The sequence below is a fragment of the Daejeonella sp. genome, from assembly GCF_036405355.1.
Taxonomy (GTDB): domain Bacteria; phylum Bacteroidota; class Bacteroidia; order Sphingobacteriales; family Sphingobacteriaceae; genus Daejeonella.
The window spans coordinates 1-20,912 of the sequence record NZ_DASWXT010000108.1; the positions used below are offsets into that span (position 1 = coordinate 1).

General features: G+C 39.9%; 20 protein-coding genes. 5 read left to right on the forward strand and 15 right to left on the reverse strand.

Annotated features, from left to right (window positions below; genetic code table 11):
* The 11 genes from VGE44_RS13195 to VGE44_RS13245 form a co-directional block, all read right to left on the reverse strand.
* A partial coding sequence (locus VGE44_RS13195) for a carboxypeptidase-like regulatory domain-containing protein (RefSeq protein WP_331079823.1) occupies positions 1-2,254 on the reverse strand: 2,254 nt, incomplete at its 3' end.
* A gap of 99 nt (positions 2,255-2,353) precedes the next feature.
* Positions 2,354-3,400: a FecR family protein gene (locus VGE44_RS13200; RefSeq protein WP_331079825.1), complete on the reverse strand. Its 1,047-nt coding sequence runs from the start codon at positions 3,398-3,400 to the stop codon at positions 2,354-2,356.
* Positions 3,401-3,490: 90 nt separating this feature from the next.
* Complete coding sequence (locus tag VGE44_RS13205; protein WP_331079827.1) at positions 3,491-4,057, reverse strand: sigma-70 family RNA polymerase sigma factor; 567 nt, start codon at positions 4,055-4,057, stop codon at positions 3,491-3,493.
* Between the two features lie 62 nt (positions 4,058-4,119).
* The gene (locus VGE44_RS13210) at positions 4,120-5,481 is read right to left on the reverse strand and encodes a nucleotide pyrophosphatase/phosphodiesterase family protein (protein ID WP_331079829.1); all 1,362 of its coding nucleotides are present in this window, start codon (positions 5,479-5,481) and stop codon (positions 4,120-4,122) included.
* Positions 5,474-6,700: a metabolite traffic protein EboE gene (gene eboE / locus VGE44_RS13215; protein ID WP_331079831.1), complete on the reverse strand. Its 1,227-nt coding sequence runs from the start codon at positions 6,698-6,700 to the stop codon at positions 5,474-5,476. The genes VGE44_RS13210 and eboE overlap by 8 nt, the downstream gene beginning before the upstream one ends.
* A 21-nt stretch (positions 6,701-6,721) precedes the next feature.
* A complete protein-coding gene (locus tag VGE44_RS13220) occupies positions 6,722-7,888 on the reverse strand; it encodes a 3-dehydroquinate synthase (RefSeq protein ID WP_331079833.1) in 1,167 nt (388 codons plus the stop codon).
* A 71-nt stretch (positions 7,889-7,959) separates the two neighbouring features.
* Positions 7,960-8,841 (reverse strand): UbiA-like protein EboC, encoded by an 882-nt coding sequence (eboC, locus tag VGE44_RS13225; RefSeq protein WP_331079836.1) that lies wholly within the window; start codon positions 8,839-8,841, stop codon positions 7,960-7,962.
* 4 nt (positions 8,842-8,845) lie between these two features.
* Complete coding sequence (locus VGE44_RS13230) at positions 8,846-9,829, reverse strand: TatD family hydrolase (protein WP_324487788.1); 984 nt, start codon at positions 9,827-9,829, stop codon at positions 8,846-8,848.
* A gap of 11 nt (positions 9,830-9,840) precedes the next feature.
* Positions 9,841-10,719, reverse strand: coding sequence for an EboA domain-containing protein (locus VGE44_RS13235; RefSeq protein ID WP_331079840.1), 879 nt, complete (start codon positions 10,717-10,719; stop codon positions 9,841-9,843).
* Between the two features lie 114 nt (positions 10,720-10,833).
* Entirely contained in the window at positions 10,834-11,208 is a 375-nt protein-coding gene (locus VGE44_RS13240) for a transmembrane 220 family protein (protein ID WP_331079842.1), read from the reverse strand.
* A 75-nt stretch (positions 11,209-11,283) separates the two neighbouring features.
* Positions 11,284-12,102: an MBL fold metallo-hydrolase gene (locus tag VGE44_RS13245; protein ID WP_331079844.1), complete on the reverse strand. Its 819-nt coding sequence runs from the start codon at positions 12,100-12,102 to the stop codon at positions 11,284-11,286.
* 119 nt (positions 12,103-12,221) lie between these two features.
* Between VGE44_RS13245 and VGE44_RS13250 the strand changes: the two genes are divergently transcribed.
* The 4 genes from VGE44_RS13250 (at position 12,222) to VGE44_RS13265 (ending at position 15,361) form a co-directional block, all read left to right on the forward strand.
* A complete protein-coding gene (locus tag VGE44_RS13250) occupies positions 12,222-12,776 on the forward strand; it encodes a hypothetical protein (protein WP_331079846.1) in 555 nt (184 codons plus the stop codon).
* A gap of 103 nt (positions 12,777-12,879) precedes the next feature.
* On the forward strand, positions 12,880-13,767 hold the full coding sequence (locus tag VGE44_RS13255; RefSeq protein WP_331079848.1) for a carbon-nitrogen hydrolase: 888 nt from the start codon (positions 12,880-12,882) through the stop codon (positions 13,765-13,767).
* Position 13,768: 1 nt separating this feature from the next.
* Positions 13,769-14,806, forward strand: a complete 1,038-nt coding sequence (locus VGE44_RS13260) for an agmatine deiminase family protein (protein WP_331079850.1) — start codon at positions 13,769-13,771, stop codon at positions 14,804-14,806.
* Positions 14,807-14,821: 15 nt separating this feature from the next.
* On the forward strand, positions 14,822-15,361 hold the full coding sequence (locus tag VGE44_RS13265) for a GNAT family N-acetyltransferase (RefSeq protein ID WP_331079852.1): 540 nt from the start codon (positions 14,822-14,824) through the stop codon (positions 15,359-15,361).
* A gap of 447 nt (positions 15,362-15,808) precedes the next feature.
* Here VGE44_RS13265 and VGE44_RS13270 read toward each other — a convergent pair whose 3' ends face one another.
* The 4 genes from VGE44_RS13270 to VGE44_RS13285 form a co-directional block, all read right to left on the reverse strand.
* On the reverse strand, positions 15,809-16,948 hold the full coding sequence (locus VGE44_RS13270) for a putative sensor domain DACNV-containing protein (RefSeq protein ID WP_331079855.1): 1,140 nt from the start codon (positions 16,946-16,948) through the stop codon (positions 15,809-15,811).
* A gap of 48 nt (positions 16,949-16,996) precedes the next feature.
* Positions 16,997-18,025 (reverse strand): LLM class flavin-dependent oxidoreductase, encoded by a 1,029-nt coding sequence (locus VGE44_RS13275; protein WP_331079857.1) that lies wholly within the window; start codon positions 18,023-18,025, stop codon positions 16,997-16,999.
* 119 nt (positions 18,026-18,144) lie between these two features.
* Positions 18,145-18,777 (reverse strand): polymer-forming cytoskeletal protein, encoded by a 633-nt coding sequence (locus VGE44_RS13280; RefSeq protein WP_331079860.1) that lies wholly within the window; start codon positions 18,775-18,777, stop codon positions 18,145-18,147.
* Positions 18,774-19,790, reverse strand: a complete 1,017-nt coding sequence (locus tag VGE44_RS13285) for a hypothetical protein (protein ID WP_331079863.1) — start codon at positions 19,788-19,790, stop codon at positions 18,774-18,776. Before VGE44_RS13285 ends, VGE44_RS13280 begins: the two co-directional genes overlap by 4 nt.
* A gap of 271 nt (positions 19,791-20,061) precedes the next feature.
* Here VGE44_RS13285 and VGE44_RS13290 point away from each other — a divergent pair, with 271 nt between their 5' ends.
* Entirely contained in the window at positions 20,062-20,910 is an 849-nt protein-coding gene (locus tag VGE44_RS13290; protein WP_331079865.1) for a M23 family metallopeptidase, read from the forward strand.
* The last annotated feature ends 2 nt before the right edge of the window (positions 20,911-20,912 follow it).

Genomic DNA, 20,912 nt, shown 5'->3' on the forward strand with positions numbered 1-20,912 from the left:
GATAAAGTTGATTTTTATAATCAAAATCAGCACTTGCATAAACGGAATTGATCTTCTTATTATAGTTTACACCTCCTGTAACAAGCGGCGAATTCACAGAGTTGGTAATAAAATAATTACCAGGTACCATTAATCCTCCTGAAGTATTACCCTGAGTAAATGAACTGATTGAACTGTACATTTCAGCTCCGGTAAAACCACTAAATCCTAAATCCTTCGCTATTTTAATCGTATTGAATGAAAGTATTCCTTTTAGGAAGTTACTTTCCTTTTTAGATTGATTTAAAGTATAACCTCCCCCGCTAAAGTCAGTAAACTGACCAAGAGCTTTGTTCTCATACTTGTCATAGTTATTATTCATGTTACCTTCAACGGTAAAATTGGCCCATTTGGTCAACTTCGCATTTAAAGCAAAGCGCCCCATAAAGTTTCTGCTATCCATTGTGGCAACAGTATTATGCATATTGAACCAAAATTCAGGAGCCATTACTTTATTAGTCTCCAGTGGATTGGTTCCTCTTGGTGATCCGCCAAATGTCTGACTTGTATATCTTGACTGCTGATTCCAGTACTTCGTATCATAATTACGAGGAAAAATCCAGGTATAGGCAACTCCCCAGTTATCTCCGGCAAAAGTATCAGTATAAGGAGCCCAGGCCAGATTCTGGGGATTAGTATTATCGCTTGAAGTATAGCCTCCGCTTACATCAGTGCTCAGCCAATCAGCCAGTTTATGGGTAATTCTTAAATTGAAGTTATTACGCTTCATCTTATTTGCCACAGATATCCCGGTCTGATCATCATGTGTTGCTGCAAATCTGTAGGTAGTTTTATCACCGGCGCCTGAGAATGCCACACTGGTAGTACCTAAAGTACCATTCTGGAATGCATCGAGGTAGTTATTAGGAACAGCTTTATATTCTGTCCAGGTACCGTCATAATTACGAACTTTCTGATTGGCAAATCTTGGTCCCCAGTTTTCATTTTCGCGATTAATCGCAGGATCGATGTAAGGATCCTTTGTAATCGGATCTATCGGGAACACTTTCGTAGTCCACATTTGATTTGGCTGGTAGTTCGGATCACGGGCATCTGTAAAGAATGCTCCAACAGAACCTCCACCATATTCATTCTGGAATTCAGGACCTTTATATGGATCATAAACCATGAAATTTTGCGAAAAATCAACGCCTATTCCATTTGCTTTACTACCCTTTTTTGTCGTGATCAGCACCACTCCATTGATTGCTCTTGAACCATATAAGGCTGCAGCTGATGAACCTTTCAAAATTGAAACACTCTCAAAATTTTCGCTGTTCAGATTCGACAGGTCATTCGCGAAATCGCGGCCACCTGCAACAGATTCATTGTCAACAATGACTCCATCAATAACAAATATTGGCTGGTTGTTCTGACTTAAAGTTGAGTTTCCCCTGATTACAATTCTTGAGTTTCCAAATGGTCCGGATGCACTCTGGTCAATTTGAACACCAGCAACCTTTCCCATCAATGAATTGACCGGATTTAATTGCTGAGTTGCTGCAAGATCACTTCCTTTAACTTCAGTTACTGAGAATCCAAGACTCTTTTTCTCTTTTGACATTCCTAAAGCAGTTACAACCACTTCATTTAAAGCAGTGTTTGCCGCTTCCAGTATTACATTAACAGTGCTTCGGCCATTAATTGACACCTCCTGGGTGTTAAAACCGATATAAGTGAATACAAGTACAGTGACATTGTCGGGTACATTGATCGTGTACTTACCGTTCATATCTGTTGTAGCTCCTGTTGATGTCCCCTTAAGTTTAATGCTAACCCCCGGAAGAGTCTCACCTTTTGCATCTGTGACAACACCAGTAACAACAATATCCTTTTCTTCTTTACTTTGAGGCGATATAACTACCAGGCCATTATCCAGAACACGGAATTTAAGCTCCGTATCCTTTAATATCATTCCCAGAACATCCATTACCGGAGTGTCTTTAACGCTTAGAGTAATTGATTTGTCTGATGGCAGGTTTTCTTCGCTGTATAACAGTCTGATATTGCCTTTTTGTTCCAGAATTGAAAAAGCTCTCTTAAATTTCACGTTCTGGAAATCCAGGTTTACTTTAACATTTTGAGAATAACTGTTCGCTGATACTTCCAGGACAAGAAGGAATGTTAAGGTTATTGTCCAGTTTAGCATTAATAAGAGTTTTTTGGTTGTGAAATCAGGTAACAGAACTTTATTGTATAGTTCTCGTTTTTTCATACTTTTGTGAATTACAAGGTTAATAATCTGATTATGTAGTTTGACTACGGTTGGATTTTAAAGGCAGGGAATGTTGGCGCATTTCCTGCTTTTTTTTGTTTAGTAGATTTTTACTTCATTTTCTGTGAGTTTATAGTTAAACGATTTAATTAATTGCATGGCCTCTAAAGCCTGTATTATATTCTCATTGACAAAGATTCCTGTAAAACGGTAGGACCCAATATTGGGACCCTCCAGCACTATTTTCACATTGTACCAGCGCTCAAGTTTTGGAAGAAGCTCTTCGAATGATTCATTCTGGAATACAAACTTGTTTTCTGTCCAGGATATCTCTTCTATATATTCGTTTCCGCCAAATACTACCGGAGAAATATTTTCAATGGTCAGTACAGAGCTGCTTTGGGGGCTGCCAGTAGCCTGGTCCTTTTTAACCATCGCAAATTTCTCAGATGGTTTTAGAATAAATTTCTGATGAGCACGCCCATTCACAGTTAGCTCAACTGAACCTTTCATTAAAGTGGTTTCAGATTCCTCATCTTCCGGATAATCCCTAATGTTAAACTCTGTTCCCAAAACCCTGATGGCAACTTTACCGGTTTTTACAATGAAAGGATGTACTTTATCATGAGCTACTTTAAAGAAAGCTTCACCTGTCAGACTCACATCCCGCTGCTTTCTCTCAAGTATATCCGAATTGTATGAAATTTTGCTGCCACTGTTTAGCAGAACGATGGTTCCGTCGGGAAGTGTAAATTCTTTACGGATGCCCTTTCCCGCAATAACCACTATTCGTTCCTCCTTAGTTGCCGGGATATAATTTTTTACAAAATGAGTAGTGATAAGTAGTAAAATACTTGCAGCAATCGTCAGAAAGAAGGCTGGTTTTTTAAAAAAGGCCGGCTTTAGTTTTGCTTCAGATCTGAAATCAAGCTCAGTTTTATGTTTGAGTTTATGTTTATTGAACACCTCATCAAGATCAGGCTTCTCTTCATTACGCCCCAGCTCCCAAACCTGTTCCAGCAAGGCTTCATAATAAACTGCATCAGGTGATTTCGTCAGAAGGTATGACAACTCTCCCAACTCCTCAGCTGTGGCTTCCCCTGCAATCTTACGGGTTATTAATTCAATAATGCGCTGTTCGTGCATACCTGTTTTCAGACTCTTTAATAAGTATTTTCTTTAAGGACAATAAAAAAGGAGGAATTCCCTAGTCGGTAATGAAATTTATTTTCAATACTATTTAATCTGAAACTCAGATTTGAAAATTTTGGCCAGCTTTTGCGTGGCGGCTACCAGGTGGGCATCAACAGTTTTGACTGAAATAGATAAGATCTCACTGATCTCCCTGTAACTGAGGTTATTTTCTTTTGCCAGTTTAAACACAAACTGGCACTTTGGAGGAAGTGACTGTATTGCATTCTCAAGCCTTATTTTCAGCTCATTATCAATGATAATTTGCTCAGGACTTGAGCTGTCAAAAAAAAAGCTCATATCGACTTCGTCAATAGAGCTTGTTTTATTCTTTGATTTTTTTTTGAGAAGGTTTAGTGAAAGATTTTTAGCAATTACAAGTGAATAAACATGAACATTTTCAACTTCAGGTAAGGTTCTTCTATTCTTCCATAGCGTAAGCATCACATCTTCTGAAACCTCTTCAGCCTCTTCATTTGAACGCAAGATGCAAAAAGCAAATTTCTTTACAGGTAAATAAAGGAGTTCAAACATTTCCCTGTATGCCTGTTCACTGCCTGTAAAGGCAATTCTTCTGACAATATCCGGCAAATCTTGAAATTGCTGTTTCAAAAGGCAAATAGATTAATTGTTATGACGCAGAAATTTAATTAATATATTAACAGGAAAAAAATCTATTCTTTCTTTTTGGTTAATTTCTCCCATATCAGATCATAAACCTGAGTAGCGATAAATTTATCTCCCGGATTTATTCGATCTGAAATTAATACCGGCTGATATTCGTCTGGCACTCCTGTTCTGCCATGCGAGCCTCTTACCAAACCTGCATCCAGAGGAATCACATCCATGACATACCTGAATCCGGCTTTCTTCCTTAAAAGTTTATAGCCAGCGCGTAATTTGGAACTCATAAACATTTCTACCGGATCATAGCCAGGTTTTTTATGAATATCAACACAACGGGCGTAATCAGGAGCTTTCTCATCATCAAGCCAAAAATAGTAGGTAAACCAGCTGTCTTCATCTGCCACAAGTACCAGATCACCGGAACGTTCATGGTCAATATGAAATTCAGTCTGTTCAGACTTATCCAGTATTAATTCTACACCCTTAACCTGCTTCAAAATTGAAAGCACCTGATCTTTGCACGAAGGGTCATTAATATAAACATGAGCAAGCTGGTGATCTGCAACAACAAAAGCTTTGGAAGCTCCCGGATCCAGCAGTTCCAGCCCTCTTTCTTCGCGGATAGCGATCAGGCCATGTTCACGGAACAGCCTGTTCAGATGCAAAGGATGCTTAACTGGCGCTATCCCATATTCAGAGAGAATAATAATTTCGGCAGATCGCTGTTCATAAAATGTAACCAGCTTCCTGAGCAAATCATCAATCTCGCTTAGCTCTTTGGCTATCTTTGAAAAGTCTGGTCCAAACTTTTGCAGGCAATAATCCAGATGTGGCAGATATATCAGGCTTAATGTAGGGTCGTATAGCTCATCTGTGAGCATAGATGCTTCAGCAATCCATTTTGAAGATTCAATATTGGCACCCGGTCCCCAAAATTGAAAAAGAGGAAAATCTCCCAGCTTTTCCTGAAGAATATCACGCAAACCTGCTGGATAGGAATAACAATCAGGCATTTTTCGGCCATCTGCGAGATAATTTGGGCGTGGTGTCACCGCATAATCAGCTGTTGAATACATATTGTACCACCAGAACATTTTCGAACAGGTGAATGCCGGGTCGATTTTTTTTGCTCTTTCCCAGATTTTCTCACCATTCACAAGCTTATTGGATTGTTTCCAGAATTTAATCTCGCAATCAATCCGGTCATACCAGCCATTTCCAACAATTCCTGTTTCGGACGGCCATTTACCGGTCAGATAAGTAGATTGGGCAGAGGTAGTCAGTGCCGGCAATACAGGCTCGATTCTTATGAGGTTCTTGCGTTCGGCATATTCTCTTAAAAAGGGCATATATTCACCCATCACAGAGGTCGACAATCCGACAACATCAATTACTACTGTTTTATTCATGAGCCTGATTTTTAAGTAATAATTCTTTCACCCAGTTCAGTTCCCTGACAATACTCTCGCCGATTGGTGCTTTCAATGCCTCAGGTAACACTTCCCAGGTATAGGTTTCAACTTCCATGTGATCAGTAAATGGCCTGTCCTTCTGGATTTTCAAAACTTCAGAGATATCTTCCCGGGTTGATTGAAGCAAACCAAGTTCTCTGATAAAAATCGGTACATGAAAATGTGCCCGCCATTCCCTGACCAATGGATTGGTGTAATCACTTAAGGCTTCGGGCAGATCACGATATCGCATCAAAAGCCCATCATCTTTTCTTGCCACTACCTGGTGGAGATAGGTTGGCTCATTATAGTTAGCAAACGCAGCAGCGATACCCGACCTGAGTTCCGGATTAAGCGGAAGGTCTGCCTTTAAGGCTGCACTTATTTGAATTTTTCCAACCCGAATTCCCTTACTGCCAAGGAGCTCAATAACATCTTTGTGCGATTCATAACCGATTGCAAAATGACATACATCATAACAAAGGCAGATATGTTCTTTTATAAACCGTTCAGCTTCTTCGGGACTGATATTCAGCCGACCCGGCAAAATTTGCTTTGAAAGGGGTATAAGCACACTTTCAAACCAGCCGATAAATTCGGAAGCCGACTCCAGAATACCATCGGGTTCAGGTTCAATATCCAAATGCATTTTGACAGCGCTATTTTGCCTGATCCTGATCAGCTCTTCTGCTATCTCAATAATATTTTTAGTAGCAGTTAATACTGCATTTTGAAAATCATCCTTATCCGGAAACCAGAAGCGGTAACTAAGAGGCGAGGTCGAGATCCCACCTTCCATTCCTTCAGGTAAAAGCTTCGCAAGTGTATTAAAAAGGCGAATGGTATAATCTACTCTTTCTCTGCTGGTCCAGTCGGGGGCATGAACATTATCCTTTACCACAGCATGATGAAAATCTCCATAGGGAAATCCATTCATCGTAAATACATAGGCATTATTTGCTGTCAGCCATTCTTTAAACTCATTTAACTCTGCACGAGACTGTATATCCAAACTTGCTGAATTGGAAAGCCTCAAGCCTATACCCATAGCCTGATCCCCGCAAACCGCTTTCCTGATGCCTGGAAAGTTTTCTTTTAATGCGGCAAAATGATCCTTCCAGCTCTCACCCGAATGGATATTGGTACAATAGCTTAAATGTCCGGATGTGAGTTTCATAAATTAAATCAGAGATAGAGGTTAAGCTTTGCTGCTTTCAAGATGGAGATCCTTTAAATATCCGGAGGCCTGTATAAGTATTTCATTATCAATCTTATGCACCTCCAATCCTTTACCTATACCATTAAGCAGCATGATTGTAAGTTCACCTCCCAAATGCTCCCTGAACTCTTCAAGCCCTGATAAAATCGCTGAATTGCTCGAAGATATCTGTATGATAGGGTGTGAAAGTTCAAAACCCAGTTTTATTAATAAATCCAGAATTCTGCGATTTTCAGCACTGGTCAAATGTCCTGATAAATTAGAATAAACTGTATCAAGTGCCATCCCCATTGCAACGGCCTCACCATGAAGTATTTCAAAATTTGAAAGCTGTTCCACCTTATGGGCACTCCAATGACCGAAATCCAGCGGACGTGAAGAACCGCTTTCAAATGGATCTTTACCTGCAATATGGTGCAGATGGAGTTCAGCACATCTCTTAACCAGATAGTTCATCGTGTCTATATCCCTATCAACCAGTGCACCTGCATTGTTTTCTATCCAGAAGAAAAATTCCGGATCCTTGATCAGGGCAACCTTAACTGCTTCTGAAATTCCGGAGCGCCAGTGCCTTTCATTTAAGGTTTTCAGGTACTCCTGGTCATTGAACACAGCTACAGGAGGCGCAAAGGTTCCAAGAAAGTTCTTTTTTCCAAAGTAATTAATCCCATTCTTTACTCCAATGCCTGAATCATTCTGTGACAATACTGTTGTGGGGATCCGGATATGCCGGATACCACGATGTGAAACAGCAGCTGCATAACCAACCAGATCGAGGACTGATCCTCCTCCAATTGCAGCGATATAGGAATGTCTGTCTATTTTGCAGGTATTGACCGCTTCAAGGATCCGGTCAAAATAGGCAATATCATTTTTTACAATTTCTCCTCCCGGAACCAGGATGATCTCAGGCACCAATTCTACTGCATGATGAACCTTAAAATATGCTCTTATTTCATTAATTACATTATTCCCGGCATCTATGAATCCCTGATCAATTACGAATAATATTTTACGGGAATTATTGCCAGTCGATATGCCATTCAAAAAATCATTGAACAGGGGGTTAGCTGGACTAAAAAGACCGGATATGAAAAAAACCTTGTATTCGAACTTAATTGTAAATGACTGCTGTAAGTAATTCATAAAGATTGGTACTCCGGCTAAATTCAAACGATCCGTAGGAGCTAATTATTTTTGATAAAGATAAATTTCAATTAAGTAACTGCAAAACGTTTTGCCAGCCATAAAGATAGTGGCAGAAGCGCTGCGATAAGCAAAGCAAAATAGATCTGTCCGTAAGCTGAAGCCCAGGCCGCATCCATCAAAATTAGTGAGATTACACCTGCCTTAACTGCCTTTCCTATATTCCTTCCAACCGGATCTTTTATAGCCACAAACAAAGGCTTAAATATCATCCAGGCAAAAGCAATAAGAAAAAGGCCCGCGTACAGTAAATGTTGCTGTAAGCTTGCCGAATATAATATGGATCCGATCACGATCAGATATAAAAAGGCCCCGGTATACAATTTGTTTGCATTTGATCCATGCACTTCCCCCTGACTAATCATTGTAATCGAGAAAATATAGATCAATGGAATCAGACCCAGAAAATATAGACTTTGAACTGAAAGGGAAAGTATACTGATTCCCAGCAAGAGATTTAATCCGCGGCAAAGCCCCATATTCAATGGGCCTAAGAAAGAATGATGTTTACCGAATTTATTATAAATCAGGGCAAAAACAAGAATCATAAAGGCAATCAAACCCGACCAGGCTGAATATGCAAAGGCCGCTAAAAGCCCCATTCCTAAAAGAATGATTCCAAGAGCTGTTGCTTCCCCTATACTTACCGCTCCACTGGGTATTGCTCTTTCAGGCCTTTCAACCTTATCAAGTTCGGCATCGAAAACATCATTAAATACAATCCCTCCTCCATACAAACCAATTGTTGACAGACAAAGCAGAAATACTGGTAAAAATTCCTGTTCGGCCTCGAGCAAATATCCCGAAATAGCTATCCCAGCCAACACATCCGCAACCGAGGTTACGATATTGGCTGGCCTCATCAGACGCAGAAAAACCAGGAGTTTTTTCAAGATATTAACTGATAATCATTGAAGACTTATCCGTTCTCGGCTGTTGTCCGCCACGCAGCACAGTATTTCCTTCAAACTTTTCTGACTGATCAATAGATTGGGGTTTGGTAAAGTCATTCTCATCGATCTGACCGCTCTGGGCAAATGCTGTAATTGCATTTGAATAGGTGATCAGGCGGATATCTTCATCACTGATTCCACGCAATTTCATCAGAGCGGCAGTCTTTGGAATAGCCAGTGGATCACTGATTCCCCAATCGGCCGCAGAATTGATCATGATACGCTCCGGACCATATTGCTTCGCAACTTCTACCATACGCTCATTGCCCATTTTGGTAAAAGGATAGATAGTGAAAGCAGCCCAGAAACCTCTGTCTAAAACTTCTTTAACAGTTTCCTCATTATTATGATCAATGATAACCATGTAAGGGTCAATACCATGCTCAATAGCAATATCCATGCTGCGTTGTGTTCCCCTCTTCTTATCACGATGAGGAGTATGAACCTGAACCGGAAGTCCAGCCTCTTTGGCTAGTTCCAGTTGCAAACGATAATATTTTTCTTCTGCAGCAGTCTGATCGTCGAAACCAATCTCCCCAATGCCAACAACCCCTTCTTTGTAGATAAATAATGGCAAAATCTCCATCACTTCGGCAGCCAGCTTCTCGTTATTTGCTTCTCTTGAATTTAATCCGATTGTACAGTAATGCTTAATCCCAAACTGAGATGATCTGAACCTTTCCCAGCCTACCAGGCTGCTGTAATAATCCCTGAAGCTGTCAATGCCGGTACGAGGTTGACCCAGCCAGAACGCGGGCTCAATCAATGCTACCACTCCGGCATCAGCCATTGCCTGATAATCATCAGTTGTACGTGAACTCATGTGAACATGAGGGTCGAAGAATTTCATGCCCCTGATGATCTCAAGATCCATGGCTTCAGAAGGCACCTGTGGTCTTCTGTCTTCAAATGAATGGCTGCAACACATATTCTAATTAGTTAATTATTTTCTTCTTCCTGAGCAATATTTGCCCAGTTTAGTTCATTGTTTTTAATTGCATTCAAAAGTTCCGGATAGCTTTTCAGCAGCTCTGAAGCTGATGCAGATCCCGATTGAACCAGGGTTAATGCAGCAGCCTGCTTCTCCCTCAAACTTCCTTCAAAAAGAACTTTTTTAAGATCAAGCATTAAGCCCTCATCTAAAAATTTACTCGTAAACCTCCATAAAAATGGATTGATCTTTCTTTTGGCCGCCCATCTTTCGTGTGCATAATCTGTGAGGGTAAGGGCAAGCTCGGCGTTGGCTCTTTCATCAATACCAGGAATCTGAATGATATCCTTATCAGTGAAAAAGGCCTTCAGAATTAATTGATTCCAGGCTTTTTCATCCAGATATTTTTCAGGATATGGATTATGATACATAATCGCCTCGAGTACCAAACCAATATTGCTGCGAATCCCTTCTGCACATCTCAACTTCCATCGATCAGGCCAGGCCAATACCGGGAGAGATGAATAAAGAGCAACGAGCTCGGAAACTTCAGCAGCCAGGAATAGATTTTCAATCGTTTTAATATACTTTTCCTGATCTGCTGGATTAAGATGTAACAATAAGCATAGCCTGCCAAGTTTATCCATGGTCCAGTTTTCTACAGTAAATCCTGGCTTTACATGATCAATTTTACTGAGCAGATCCTGACTGATTTGAATAACAGATTTCCCGGTTTTTCTGGGCATTACCGCAAAAGCAGTATTAATCTGCCTTGAATCTTCTGACAATAAGTTTTCACTTAACCAGGTCCAGGTATCCGGATTGAGGTTTGAACGGCTTACTTCTATAATGAGCGCCTTTAATCTTTCTGCATCGTAATCGAACATGTCCAAAGAAATTGAATTTTTTCTAGTCGGGAGGACTAAATATTGCGAAAAATATCAAAAAATAACGATAATATATAGTTTAAACGATGAATTTAGGGACATTTGAAAATTATTTCAAATTCCGCCTGACATAAAATAATTCAATGCAAGTGCTGCAGAAATAATCAGCAGACCGAAAAATTCCCTCGTCATTTCGATATAAGGCTTCGTTGCCTGCATACTTTCAGTAATACTCGGTTGTTTATATTTGAAAATCCAGTCTTTGACCCCATCCTTCCTGAAGAATAAAATTATAGCATATACCAGATAAAACCCAATCAGCAATAAATAAGCGAGTGGGAAAAACATTCCAAAACCCGCAAGTCCGCAAAAAACCGAAGCAGCAAGATAGATTGGAACCCAAAGCCAGGAATCATTGTCATTTACATTAAACCAGGCAAAGACCAGGAACGAAAGACAGAAAATAATATTCAGGATAATTAAGACCATAGCTGATTAATAAAACACAATTCGAATATAAACATTCAGGCTGATTGGAAAAATGATATACCTCACAATTGAATGTCAGAACAAGGAAAATTGAATTGTTTCCAAATTTAATCTTCGGGCAGGCACATCAGAATCAGAAATATGATAAATTTCTGATTCCTGATCTCTTGATGCTACTGTAATTTTTGTATTGCATTTAATCTGATTGAATAATTCCACCACTAACCGGGGATCATTGTTATCTCTTGAAAGATGAGCGAGCAGAAGGTGACTCATATGAGTTCCATTGCCTGAAAAAAGTTCAAAGGCCTGCTTATTTGAAAGATGACCATTAAGCCCTCTGATTCTTGCTTTTAAATGATAGGGGTACCTTCCATTTTCGAGCATATCCTCATCATAATTAGCCTCCAGAAATGCAGCATGACATTCGCTGAAGTACCGGATAACATGCTCACAAGGAAAACCAATATCGGTGAATACTCCAACCGTAAAACCTTTGCACTTTATCGTAAAACTATGTGGCTCAGAAGCATCATGAAATTTAGGGAAAGGTGTAATGACAAGTTCCCCAATATTGACAGATTGGTGGGCATAAAAGGTCCTGATCAAATCGGAATCCAGCTTAAGCCCTGACCGGCTTAGCGTCAAATTAGTGATGTAAACCGGCAGTCTGTATTTTTTAGCAATCACTGTGATTCCCCGGATATGATCGGCATGTTCATGAGAAACAAAGATCGCCCTGATTTTTTTCATTGCGAGCCCCAGCCGTTCCATCCTTTTTTCAGTTTCCCGGCAGGATATTCCTGCATCAACAAGTATTGCATCATACTCATTTTCAATATAATAGCAATTTCCATTACTCCCGGAATTTAATGATGCAAAGCTTAAAGCCATTCGGATTGATTGAAGATTTAGAAGATTCCTTTGGCCATAAATTTACAGAAAAAGGATTAAAGAGATCAGCTTATGTGATTATATTAGCGGGATAAATAAACCGATCTGAAATTAAAATAATGAATATAAAATCATTTGCTCCACGAAGCCTGTTTTTGTTTGCAGCCCTCCTCTTACTTAGCAACAGTGCTATATCTCAGCAAAGACGTCTGATAAATTATACTGAAATAAGTGCCCTTATTCATGGCAGCACCTCACTGACGGGCAACCCAACATTCAATGGATTCAGAACACGCACGGGGATTACAAAACTCCTGAATGAGAACTTCGGACTTGGATTTGCATTAGGGACTGATAATTACCGGAAATCAGGTGGAGGCAATTACAATACCTTGCCCATTACACTCAATGCCGCATACTACCTCGACCCTAAACTCAGCGGTCTCAAATTAGATGCTTATGGCGGCTATGCAGTAAAGCTCTTTAATAACTTAAGCAAAGGTTTGACTGCCGGCGCAGGACTTTCGTACTCCATACCCGTAAATGGAGGACTTAATTTAGGTCTGCAAACAGGTTACAATTATCAGAAGATCGACTTCCCGGCGAGCTTCCAGATTTCAGAGAACTTTGATATGGGTACCATACGTTTGGGACTAGGACTAACATTTAAATAATTTCTGCTTTTAATATCTAAGGCTGACAGGGTTTAGAACCCTGTCAGCCTTATTAAATTAAATTCATTAATTTTGCTGCTTTAAGGCTCCTATAAGATTCCATATGGCAAAAAGTACCTATAAGATTGCTGTGCTTCAGCTTAACCTGAATGATGTTGCAGAAAATAATTTAAAAAAATGCCTGACCTGGGTTCGCGAGGCTGCAAAGCAGGGAGCCGAAGTAATCTCATTACCAGAACTTTACAGCAGTCATTATTTCTGCCAGTCTGAAGACACAGCAAATTTTGCTCTGGCAGAACCACTCTACAGCACTTCATTCATAGCTTTCAGTGCATTAGCAAAAGAACTTGGGGTAGTAATTATCGTTCCTTTCTTCGAAAAAAGAATGGCGGGCATCTATCACAATAGTGCCTATATTATTGATACGGATGGCTCAGAGGCCGGATTGTACCGAAAGATGCATATTCCTGACGATCCTCATTTTTATGAAAAATTCTATTTCACTCCCGGAGATATCGGTTTTAAAACTTTCCCAACACAAAAAGGAAAGATTGGCACGCTGATCTGCTGGGATCAATGGTATCCTGAAGCTGCAAGATTAACGGCTTTACAGGGTGCTGAAGTGTTATTTTATCCAACTGCTATTGGCTGGCATCCGCTCGAAAAAGAACAATATGGCGAAAAACAGCATGGGGCATGGATGAATGTAATGAAAGGACATGCAGTTGCAAACGGAGTGTATGTTGCTGCAGCGAATCGTATTGGCCTCGAACAATATTTACCAGATACTGCAGGTATTCAATTCTGGGGTTCATCATTCATTGCTGGTCCGCAGGGAGAGATCCTTGCCCAGGCATCACATGATCAGGAAGAAATCCTCATCGCTGAGGTTGACCTTGAACTACAGGAAAACGTACGTCAAAATTGGCCTTTCTTCAGAGACAGAAGAATTGATGCCTTTGGTGATATCACAAAAAGAGCCATCGATTAATATGAGTACAGGTAGAAGATTTCCTGCTGAATGGGAAAAACAGCAGGGCATATTACTTTGCTTTCCACATAATGGCAAGGATTGGCCCGGCAAATTTGCTGCTGTTCAATGGGATTTTGTTGAATTTATCAAAAAAATAGCTGAAGCAGAAGAAGTCTTTCTTTTGGTTAAAGATGAACAACAGAAAAACAAAGTCTTTGAAATGCTTGAAAAGGCTCATGTAGACCTCAAAAAACTGAGTTTTATTTTTCAAAAAACCAACCGAAGCTGGATGCGTGATTCCGGCCCGATCATCGTTAAAAATGGTGATAAGAGGGAAGCTTTAAATTTCCATTTTAATGGATGGGCAAAGTATAAGAACTACAAACTCGACCGACAGGTTCCCTCGACTGTAGCTAATCATCTTAAAATCCCACTAATACCTGTTTTTCGCGATGGTAAACCGGTTATTCTTGAAGGTGGTGCCATTGATGTGAACGGAAAGGGTACTCTGCTTACTTCAGAAGAGTGTTTGATGCATCCGGATATTCAGGTGAGAAACCCCGGATTCAGCCGTGCCGATTATGAGGCAGTCTTCAGGGAGTACCTCGGTGTCAGCAATGTGATCTGGCTTGGAGATGGAATTTTTGGGGATGATACGCATGGTCATATTGATGACTTATGCCGCTTTGTAAATGAAGATACCATCATCACTGTTGTAGAATCAGATCCTAAAGACAGTAATTACAAAGCATTACAAGATAACCTGCAACGACTTCAGAATGCGAAACTGGAGAATGGTAAATCTCCCAAAATAGTCAGTTTACCAATGCCTTCAAGACTTGATTTCGACGGACTTCGCTTGCCTGCGAGTTATGCTAATTTTCTCATATTGAATACTTCTGTACTCGTACCAGTTTTTAATGATTCAAAAGATCTGGAAGCATTGAATATCATTGCAGGATGTTTCCCTGACCGAACAATTATCCCAATTAATGCCACCGACCTGATCTGGGGGTTTGGAACATTACACTGTTTAAGTCAGCAAATTCCACAGTAAAAGAATATTTGAAAAATGGGGGGAATTGTTTTAAAAAGTGAAAGAATTCACATAAGGTCTATCTTATATTCTGATTTAGAAGCTATTCATAACTTGCACTCTCTCTCAGAAACTGACAGGTTTAATACTTTAGGCATCCCTGAAAATATTGAACAAACGGCAGCAATAATAAATCTGTGGCTATCTGAAAATAACAAGGAAAAAATCCAAAAATTTACCTTTGCAGTTGAATTAATTGAAGGAAAGAAATTTATTGGCTTAATTGCTCTTAACTTAGGCAAAGAGAAATTTCAAACTGCTGAAGTCTGGTATAAATTTCACCCTGCCTTCTGGAATAAAGGCTATGCTACAGAAGCCTTAAAAAAGATAATTGATTTTGGCTTTAAGGAGTTAAAACTTTATCGGATTGAGGCAGGTTGTGCAATTGAAAATATTGCATCAATCAAAGTTTTAGAGAAAGTAGGCATGATCAGGGAAGGACAAAAAAGAAAAGTACTACCACTTAAAACCGGCTGGTCAGACAATTTTGAATATGCTATTTTATCTACTGATTAATATATCAAATGCAGAATACGCAAATCCCATTTACTAATTTGGAAATCTGCAAAAAAAATCCTACTTTCAATAGAATCTTATGCCAGTTTAATATCCGGGATATCTCAGATTTTCAAATTTTCTTAGAGCCATTTAACTTTAAAGAAATATTCTCCCGGTAAGTTATTTCAATAATTCAAGATCCTCCCCTTGCCCCCTTTCCTTCCGGAATAGCAGGGGAATTGTTCCTATTTTCTTCGTACCAGTTCCGGGGCAGTTCCGAGACAGTTCCGAGACAGCTTCGGGGAATATTCAAATCTTTCCCGAATCCTTCCCGGATCTTTATCAGATCTTTCTTAGCCTTGGGAGGGCTTTGTTATAGCCAAAAGTCGAACAGAATACGAAGAAATTTGATGTTTGAAATATATTTTTTGGAGGCAGATTTTCGTTTAAGTAAAAATACTCGGTTTAAAGAAGCAAACTATCAATCCTGTGCGCATGCACCAGGTTCTCACATGGCGACCAGGTAAAAATGGTAAAATGACCATCCTGAGAAGCTACAAGCGCGATTGAATCACGCTGATCATGAACAAATTGCGCTGCAGAAATATGTCTTGTTCCTCCGCTGCTTGCAGGATTAACAATTTTCCCTTCCCCGCCAACCACAGGTTCAGTTAAGAGTACCCGCTCTACTCTTGGGCTACCATCAATCCTGCCAATCTTTGCACCAAAAGCCAGCACCTCATACCGGTCACTGATTACTGTAGCACCGTCAATAGCTGTAAGTCCGGCAATACTTTCAATCTCCCTGCTTAGTTCGCCAAGCCATACACTTGATGTCCATTTATTCTGATCCTCAGTCATCAAATCAGTCAGGCCGGTGAATGCCGGTGAAACAGCATATTTAACAGGCTTCAGGATAGATTCACGCCAGGCGTCAGTCGCCGAAGGAACTACAAGTAAGATTCCACCATGCTTGTGTGCACGCATGGAGGTGGCAAGCTGGATCAAAACATTTACAGAATTATCATCAGACTTTGATGTGAATCCAAGTAATGAAGTCAGCAAAATCGGGCAATCCGGTAAATTCGCACTGCTCTCATCCACTACCTTGATTTGATCCCCGCGAAGCACCATGATATTGGTAAACTTCCCAAATCCATGCATCCTTCTATGCTTGATAACAAGTAATCCTGGTTCTGAAACATCCAGTACAAAACAGCAATTTGGAATTTTATGGGTTGTACCCCAAACATATAAACCGCTTTCATCATACCATACTCCCAAATGAACTCCCGGACGCTCAACCCCGGGGCCCAGCTTGGTCAGAACCTTGCTGCTGAATTCAAGTTTTTGCTCAAACTGAAGTGCAGAACCAGCCTGTGCAGGTGAAAGGAAAGCTAGTGAAATTTTCGGAGAAATCCCCTCCTCTCTTCTTAAGCTTGCCCAAAATGCAATATCCAGCATAATTTCGATCTGGATAGCCGAAGGTGCGGCTGCCAGATCCGATTCGCCCCGATGCACGGCTTCATGCAGATGGTCTGCAAAATGCTTTTCTGCAATTAATGCAACAGCCGACGCTGCTTTGTAAGTCGAAAGAGTAGACATAATTTTGAAATTCAGCTAAAACAGGTTCGCTTTGTTATGAACGAATATTTATTTGATTCTTCCGGAAGCATATTCTGAAATAATTTCATAGGAACGAACCCTTGCATTATGATCAAAAATATGAGAATTAATCATAATCTCATTCACGCCGGTATTAAAAACGAATTCGGATAGGGCAGATCCAACCTTAGCTCCAGAACCTATAAAAGTATATTTCAGCATTTGCATAACTGCAAAACGTTCTGCCTCATTCCAGACCAAATCCATCGAAGTGACAGGTGGCTGAAGACTAGTCCGTTTGCCTTTAATTACGTTCAGAAATGTTGTAAATAATGACGTGGCCTGAAATTCAGCTTCATTGTCAGTATCGGCAGCAATAACATTTACACATGCCATTGAATAGGGCTCATTCAGAGATTCAGATGGTCTGAAACTTTCACGATAAACCTGAAGAGCAGAAAATAGCTGAGCAGGCGCAAAATGGCTTGCAAATGCGAATGGTAAACCCAAAATTCCGGCTAACTGGGCACTGTAGGTGCTGGAACCAAGTAACCATACTGGAATATCCAAACCTTCGCCTGGAATAGCCCTTACTGCCGACTCTGAATTATCTGATGATAAATATGCTCTCAGTTCCATCAAACTTTTGGCAAAATCTTCTCCGGCACCTTCAAGATTCCGGCGTAATGCCATAGCAGTTAACTGATCCGTACCCGGGGCGCGCCCCAATCCAAGATCTATTCTTCCGGGGAATAAGGATTCAAGTGTACCAAACTGCTCTGCAACAATCAATGGAGCATGATTTGGTAACATAATTCCACCAGAGCCAACCCGTATGGTATTGGTTCCGGCGGCTATATGCGAGATCAGAATGGAGGTGGCTGAACTTGCAATCCCTGCCATATTGTGATGCTCTGCCATCCAGTACCGGGAATATCCAAACTTTTCACAATTCCTTGCCAGATCCAAACTGTTTTTAAATGAGTCGGATGGTGTTTTTCCGGAAAGAACCGGAACAAGATCAAGAACAGAAAACGGGACAGATAAGTTTGAAACTGAGGCAGAAGAATCGTGCATAATTTTACAGGATATTTCCGGAAATTATGCCCCGGAAACATTCTGCAAAATTAAGATTTTAGATTTCATTTATGGCTCCTGTTATAATCTGAGTGTCACAATAGAAGCACAGTTTATGATCAATACCAGCTGTTTGTGTTTGGCTTGTGAGCCTCTTCAGAATCTGCAGGAACAACAGCCTTAGTTTTCGACACAGGTACCGGGGCCCTCTTATTGGTTTCGGATGGCCTGTCTGGCTGACTAATAGGTTTAGCTACAGGTTCCTTATCAACTTCAACGGGCTCAGAAATCAGATAAGGCATAGCAATAATCTCCTTATGGACTTTTGGAGGTAGCCGGTTCTCCACCTTCTCAATAAGATCATGCTCATCAATATTCCCTTCAATTCTGATCATTCCATTGATGATGCATCCGGGCTCTACATTAATAGATTTAGCCCTGATATTTCCGCATATTATAGCCGAACTTTTAATAATCGCAGATTCAGTAGATATTATGTCTCCAATTACTTTTCCATTAATATTGCATGTCCTGGAAGTGATATTACCTGATATTTCTGCAGTCGGGGCTACGGTAACTTCTTTCAGGGAATAGATGTTACCAATAAGCCTTTCATCAAGAATTACAGAACTTGAGGAAATAAAATTATCATCAACCCTGATTATCGTAGTGTGAAAGTCTGCAACGATCTCCTTTTGGCGGTCCTTTTTATCGAGATATTTCTTAATAAAATTTACAGCCCTGCCAATCATTCTGTCAATGTAGTTACAACAGTTGTTGCATTACCAATATCCAATCCAACAGAAGATTGCTTTTTGCCACCTGATACACGAAGTGAATTAAGTGTGTAGCCCTTACTTGCCAAACTGGCAGGGTCAGTTACAAACTCAAGTTGAGCGATTTCGCCAAATTCATTTTTAAAGCACTCTACCAGATCCTGATACAACATGGCACCACCGCAGAGATATACCTTGTTGGATTTCATGAGGTTCGCATCCGTAATTACATTTCTCAGATTTGGTGATATAACCTCATTATAATATGATCTTAGAACATTTCTTCTGATCTCTCTCAGATCAACATTCTTTCTGTTCAGAATTATATAACCCTTCTGGAATGCTTCATCCATCAGGTGCGCATTTCTGAAACCAAGATAGTGGCTCTTTTCAAGCTCACTCATCATCATGTTTACAGCGTATTTCAATCCATGAGTGCTTACCATAGTCTGCTCAACAATTCCTGATTCCATGCTCAGAACAGATTCAAATGTTCCAAATCCACAACTTAACACAAAGAAATTCCCTTCAGCCTGATGTTCCCCTTTTCTCAATGCAATGGTACAACCTACAATCTCAGGTATGACCTCAACATTCTGAACGTCCAAAATAACAGATCTCTTACCGCTGTTACTATAAGTAGATGCATCAAATTCAATAATATGGGTCTTCCTCAGAAATTCGGTTGCCATATCCTTGTATATCCTGTAAGTAGAATAAGGAAAACCTGTAGTTATTGTTAACGGTTGCTCAACCGTATCAGATACCAGAAGCAACGCTGCTTTAACAAGTAATTGATAATCAAGATCAGTTGGAGCTGAATTAATGAATTTATGTGGCAATTGCCCCTCACTCATAGCTAAGTTACCGCAGATATACCACTGATTCTCATGAAAGATCTTCAAACCGTTCAATAAGTCCTTTGATGTATTGCTAAGGTTGGCGTTACTATTTTCTATTAAGCTGGAAAACGACTGAATTGCAAACATTCTGTTATTTAAATTAGAGTTTATATATGTGTTAATTTCAATTTCAATTAAGCTTCTTTCAAGAAAAATAATTTCTTGAATAAATAGTTTTGTTCATATTGCGATAATACGAGCCAAACAAATGAAATCTAAATTAGGATAATTTTATTGATTTAGAATAAACATACAATTAAATTGATAAAATGTTTTAAAAAAACAATAAAATGCTGTATCATAGCCTTGTGAATGGTTACAGAAAAAAATCGTATCTATTCCTAAAATAATGAGATAAATGATATTTTCGAAATCAGATTTCAGTACTGTTTTGATCGTAGGCTCTAACAAGGGAGAAACAAAATCTCTGCGTGTCAAAACAAAACACATCAACCGCTTAAAACATTACGCTCTTACAATTGGTATAACAATCTTCATTCTGACCTGTACAATAATTTTCCTTTCGCTTGAACTCAGCAAAATTGAAAAGGAACGAATTGCCTATAACAGAGAAATCGCGCATTTAAAAAAACAGATTCCACCACCCACAGATAGCACGCAAGCCAGAAATTACATACAGAACATCGAAAACAAGCTAAAAAAAATCAATCAATACCTCATTAAAAGAGGAATAAAGGGCTTTAAAGTAGACGAAATTGGTGGCAATAATGAGACTTCGACAGAACTTAGTACTGAAGAAACTTTTGCATTATATGATGAGCGTCTTGAGGATTTTCTCCTTGGTGTTGCATTCACGCCAATGGGATATCCGGCAAACTACGTTATAAATTCAACCTTTGGCTATCGTGGTGATCCAATCAGACGGGGAAGGGTTGAGTTTCATCCGGGTATAGATTTTAAAGGCCGGAGAGGTGATGCAGTAAAAAGTACAGCAGACGGCAAAGTTGTGGTTGCAGGCTGGTTTCAGGGATATGGCAAATGTGTAAAGATCAGGCATAAAAACAATCTTGAGACCCTTTACGGCCATTTGTCAAAGATTAACGTTAAAGTAGGACAAAACGTAAATACAGGTCAAGTTGTTGGGCATGTTGGATCAACCGGCTATTCTACCGGAAATCATCTCCATTACGAAGTAAGGAAGAATGGGAAACCTGTCAACCCAAAAAACTTCCTAAGTATAAATTAAAC

Bases quoted from the DNA above. Each gene is read 5' to 3' on its own strand.
- VGE44_RS13210 (WP_331079829.1), bottom strand. From the start codon at position 5,481: ATGAATAAAACAGTAGTAATTGATGTTGTCGGATTGTCGACCTCTGTG.
- VGE44_RS13230 (WP_324487788.1), bottom strand. From the start codon at position 9,829: ATGTGTTGCAGCCATTCATTTGAAGACAGAAGACCACAGGTGCCTTCT.
- VGE44_RS13290 (WP_331079865.1), top strand. From the start codon at position 20,062: ATGATATTTTCGAAATCAGATTTCAGTACTGTTTTGATCGTAGGCTCT.
- VGE44_RS13285 (WP_331079863.1), bottom strand. From the start codon at position 19,790: ATGTTTGCAATTCAGTCGTTTTCCAGCTTAATAGAAAATAGTAACGCC.
- VGE44_RS13200 (WP_331079825.1), bottom strand. From the start codon at position 3,400: ATGCACGAACAGCGCATTATTGAATTAATAACCCGTAAGATTGCAGGG.
- VGE44_RS13270 (WP_331079855.1), bottom strand. From the start codon at position 16,948: ATGTCTACTCTTTCGACTTACAAAGCAGCGTCGGCTGTTGCATTAATT.
- eboE (WP_331079831.1), bottom strand. From the start codon at position 6,700: ATGAAACTCACATCCGGACATTTAAGCTATTGTACCAATATCCATTCG.
- VGE44_RS13280 (WP_331079860.1), bottom strand. From the start codon at position 18,777: ATGATTGGCAGGGCTGTAAATTTTATTAAGAAATATCTCGATAAAAAG.
- VGE44_RS13235 (WP_331079840.1), bottom strand. From the start codon at position 10,719: ATGTTCGATTACGATGCAGAAAGATTAAAGGCGCTCATTATAGAAGTA.
- VGE44_RS13265 (WP_331079852.1), top strand. From the start codon at position 14,822: ATGGGGGGAATTGTTTTAAAAAGTGAAAGAATTCACATAAGGTCTATC.
- VGE44_RS13275 (WP_331079857.1), bottom strand. From the start codon at position 18,025: ATGCACGATTCTTCTGCCTCAGTTTCAAACTTATCTGTCCCGTTTTCT.
- VGE44_RS13250 (WP_331079846.1), top strand. From the start codon at position 12,222: ATGAATATAAAATCATTTGCTCCACGAAGCCTGTTTTTGTTTGCAGCC.
- VGE44_RS13245 (WP_331079844.1), bottom strand. From the start codon at position 12,102: ATGGCTTTAAGCTTTGCATCATTAAATTCCGGGAGTAATGGAAATTGC.
- VGE44_RS13260 (WP_331079850.1), top strand. From the start codon at position 13,769: ATGAGTACAGGTAGAAGATTTCCTGCTGAATGGGAAAAACAGCAGGGC.
- VGE44_RS13220 (WP_331079833.1), bottom strand. From the start codon at position 7,888: ATGAATTACTTACAGCAGTCATTTACAATTAAGTTCGAATACAAGGTT.
- VGE44_RS13240 (WP_331079842.1), bottom strand. From the start codon at position 11,208: ATGGTCTTAATTATCCTGAATATTATTTTCTGTCTTTCGTTCCTGGTC.
- VGE44_RS13255 (WP_331079848.1), top strand. From the start codon at position 12,880: ATGGCAAAAAGTACCTATAAGATTGCTGTGCTTCAGCTTAACCTGAAT.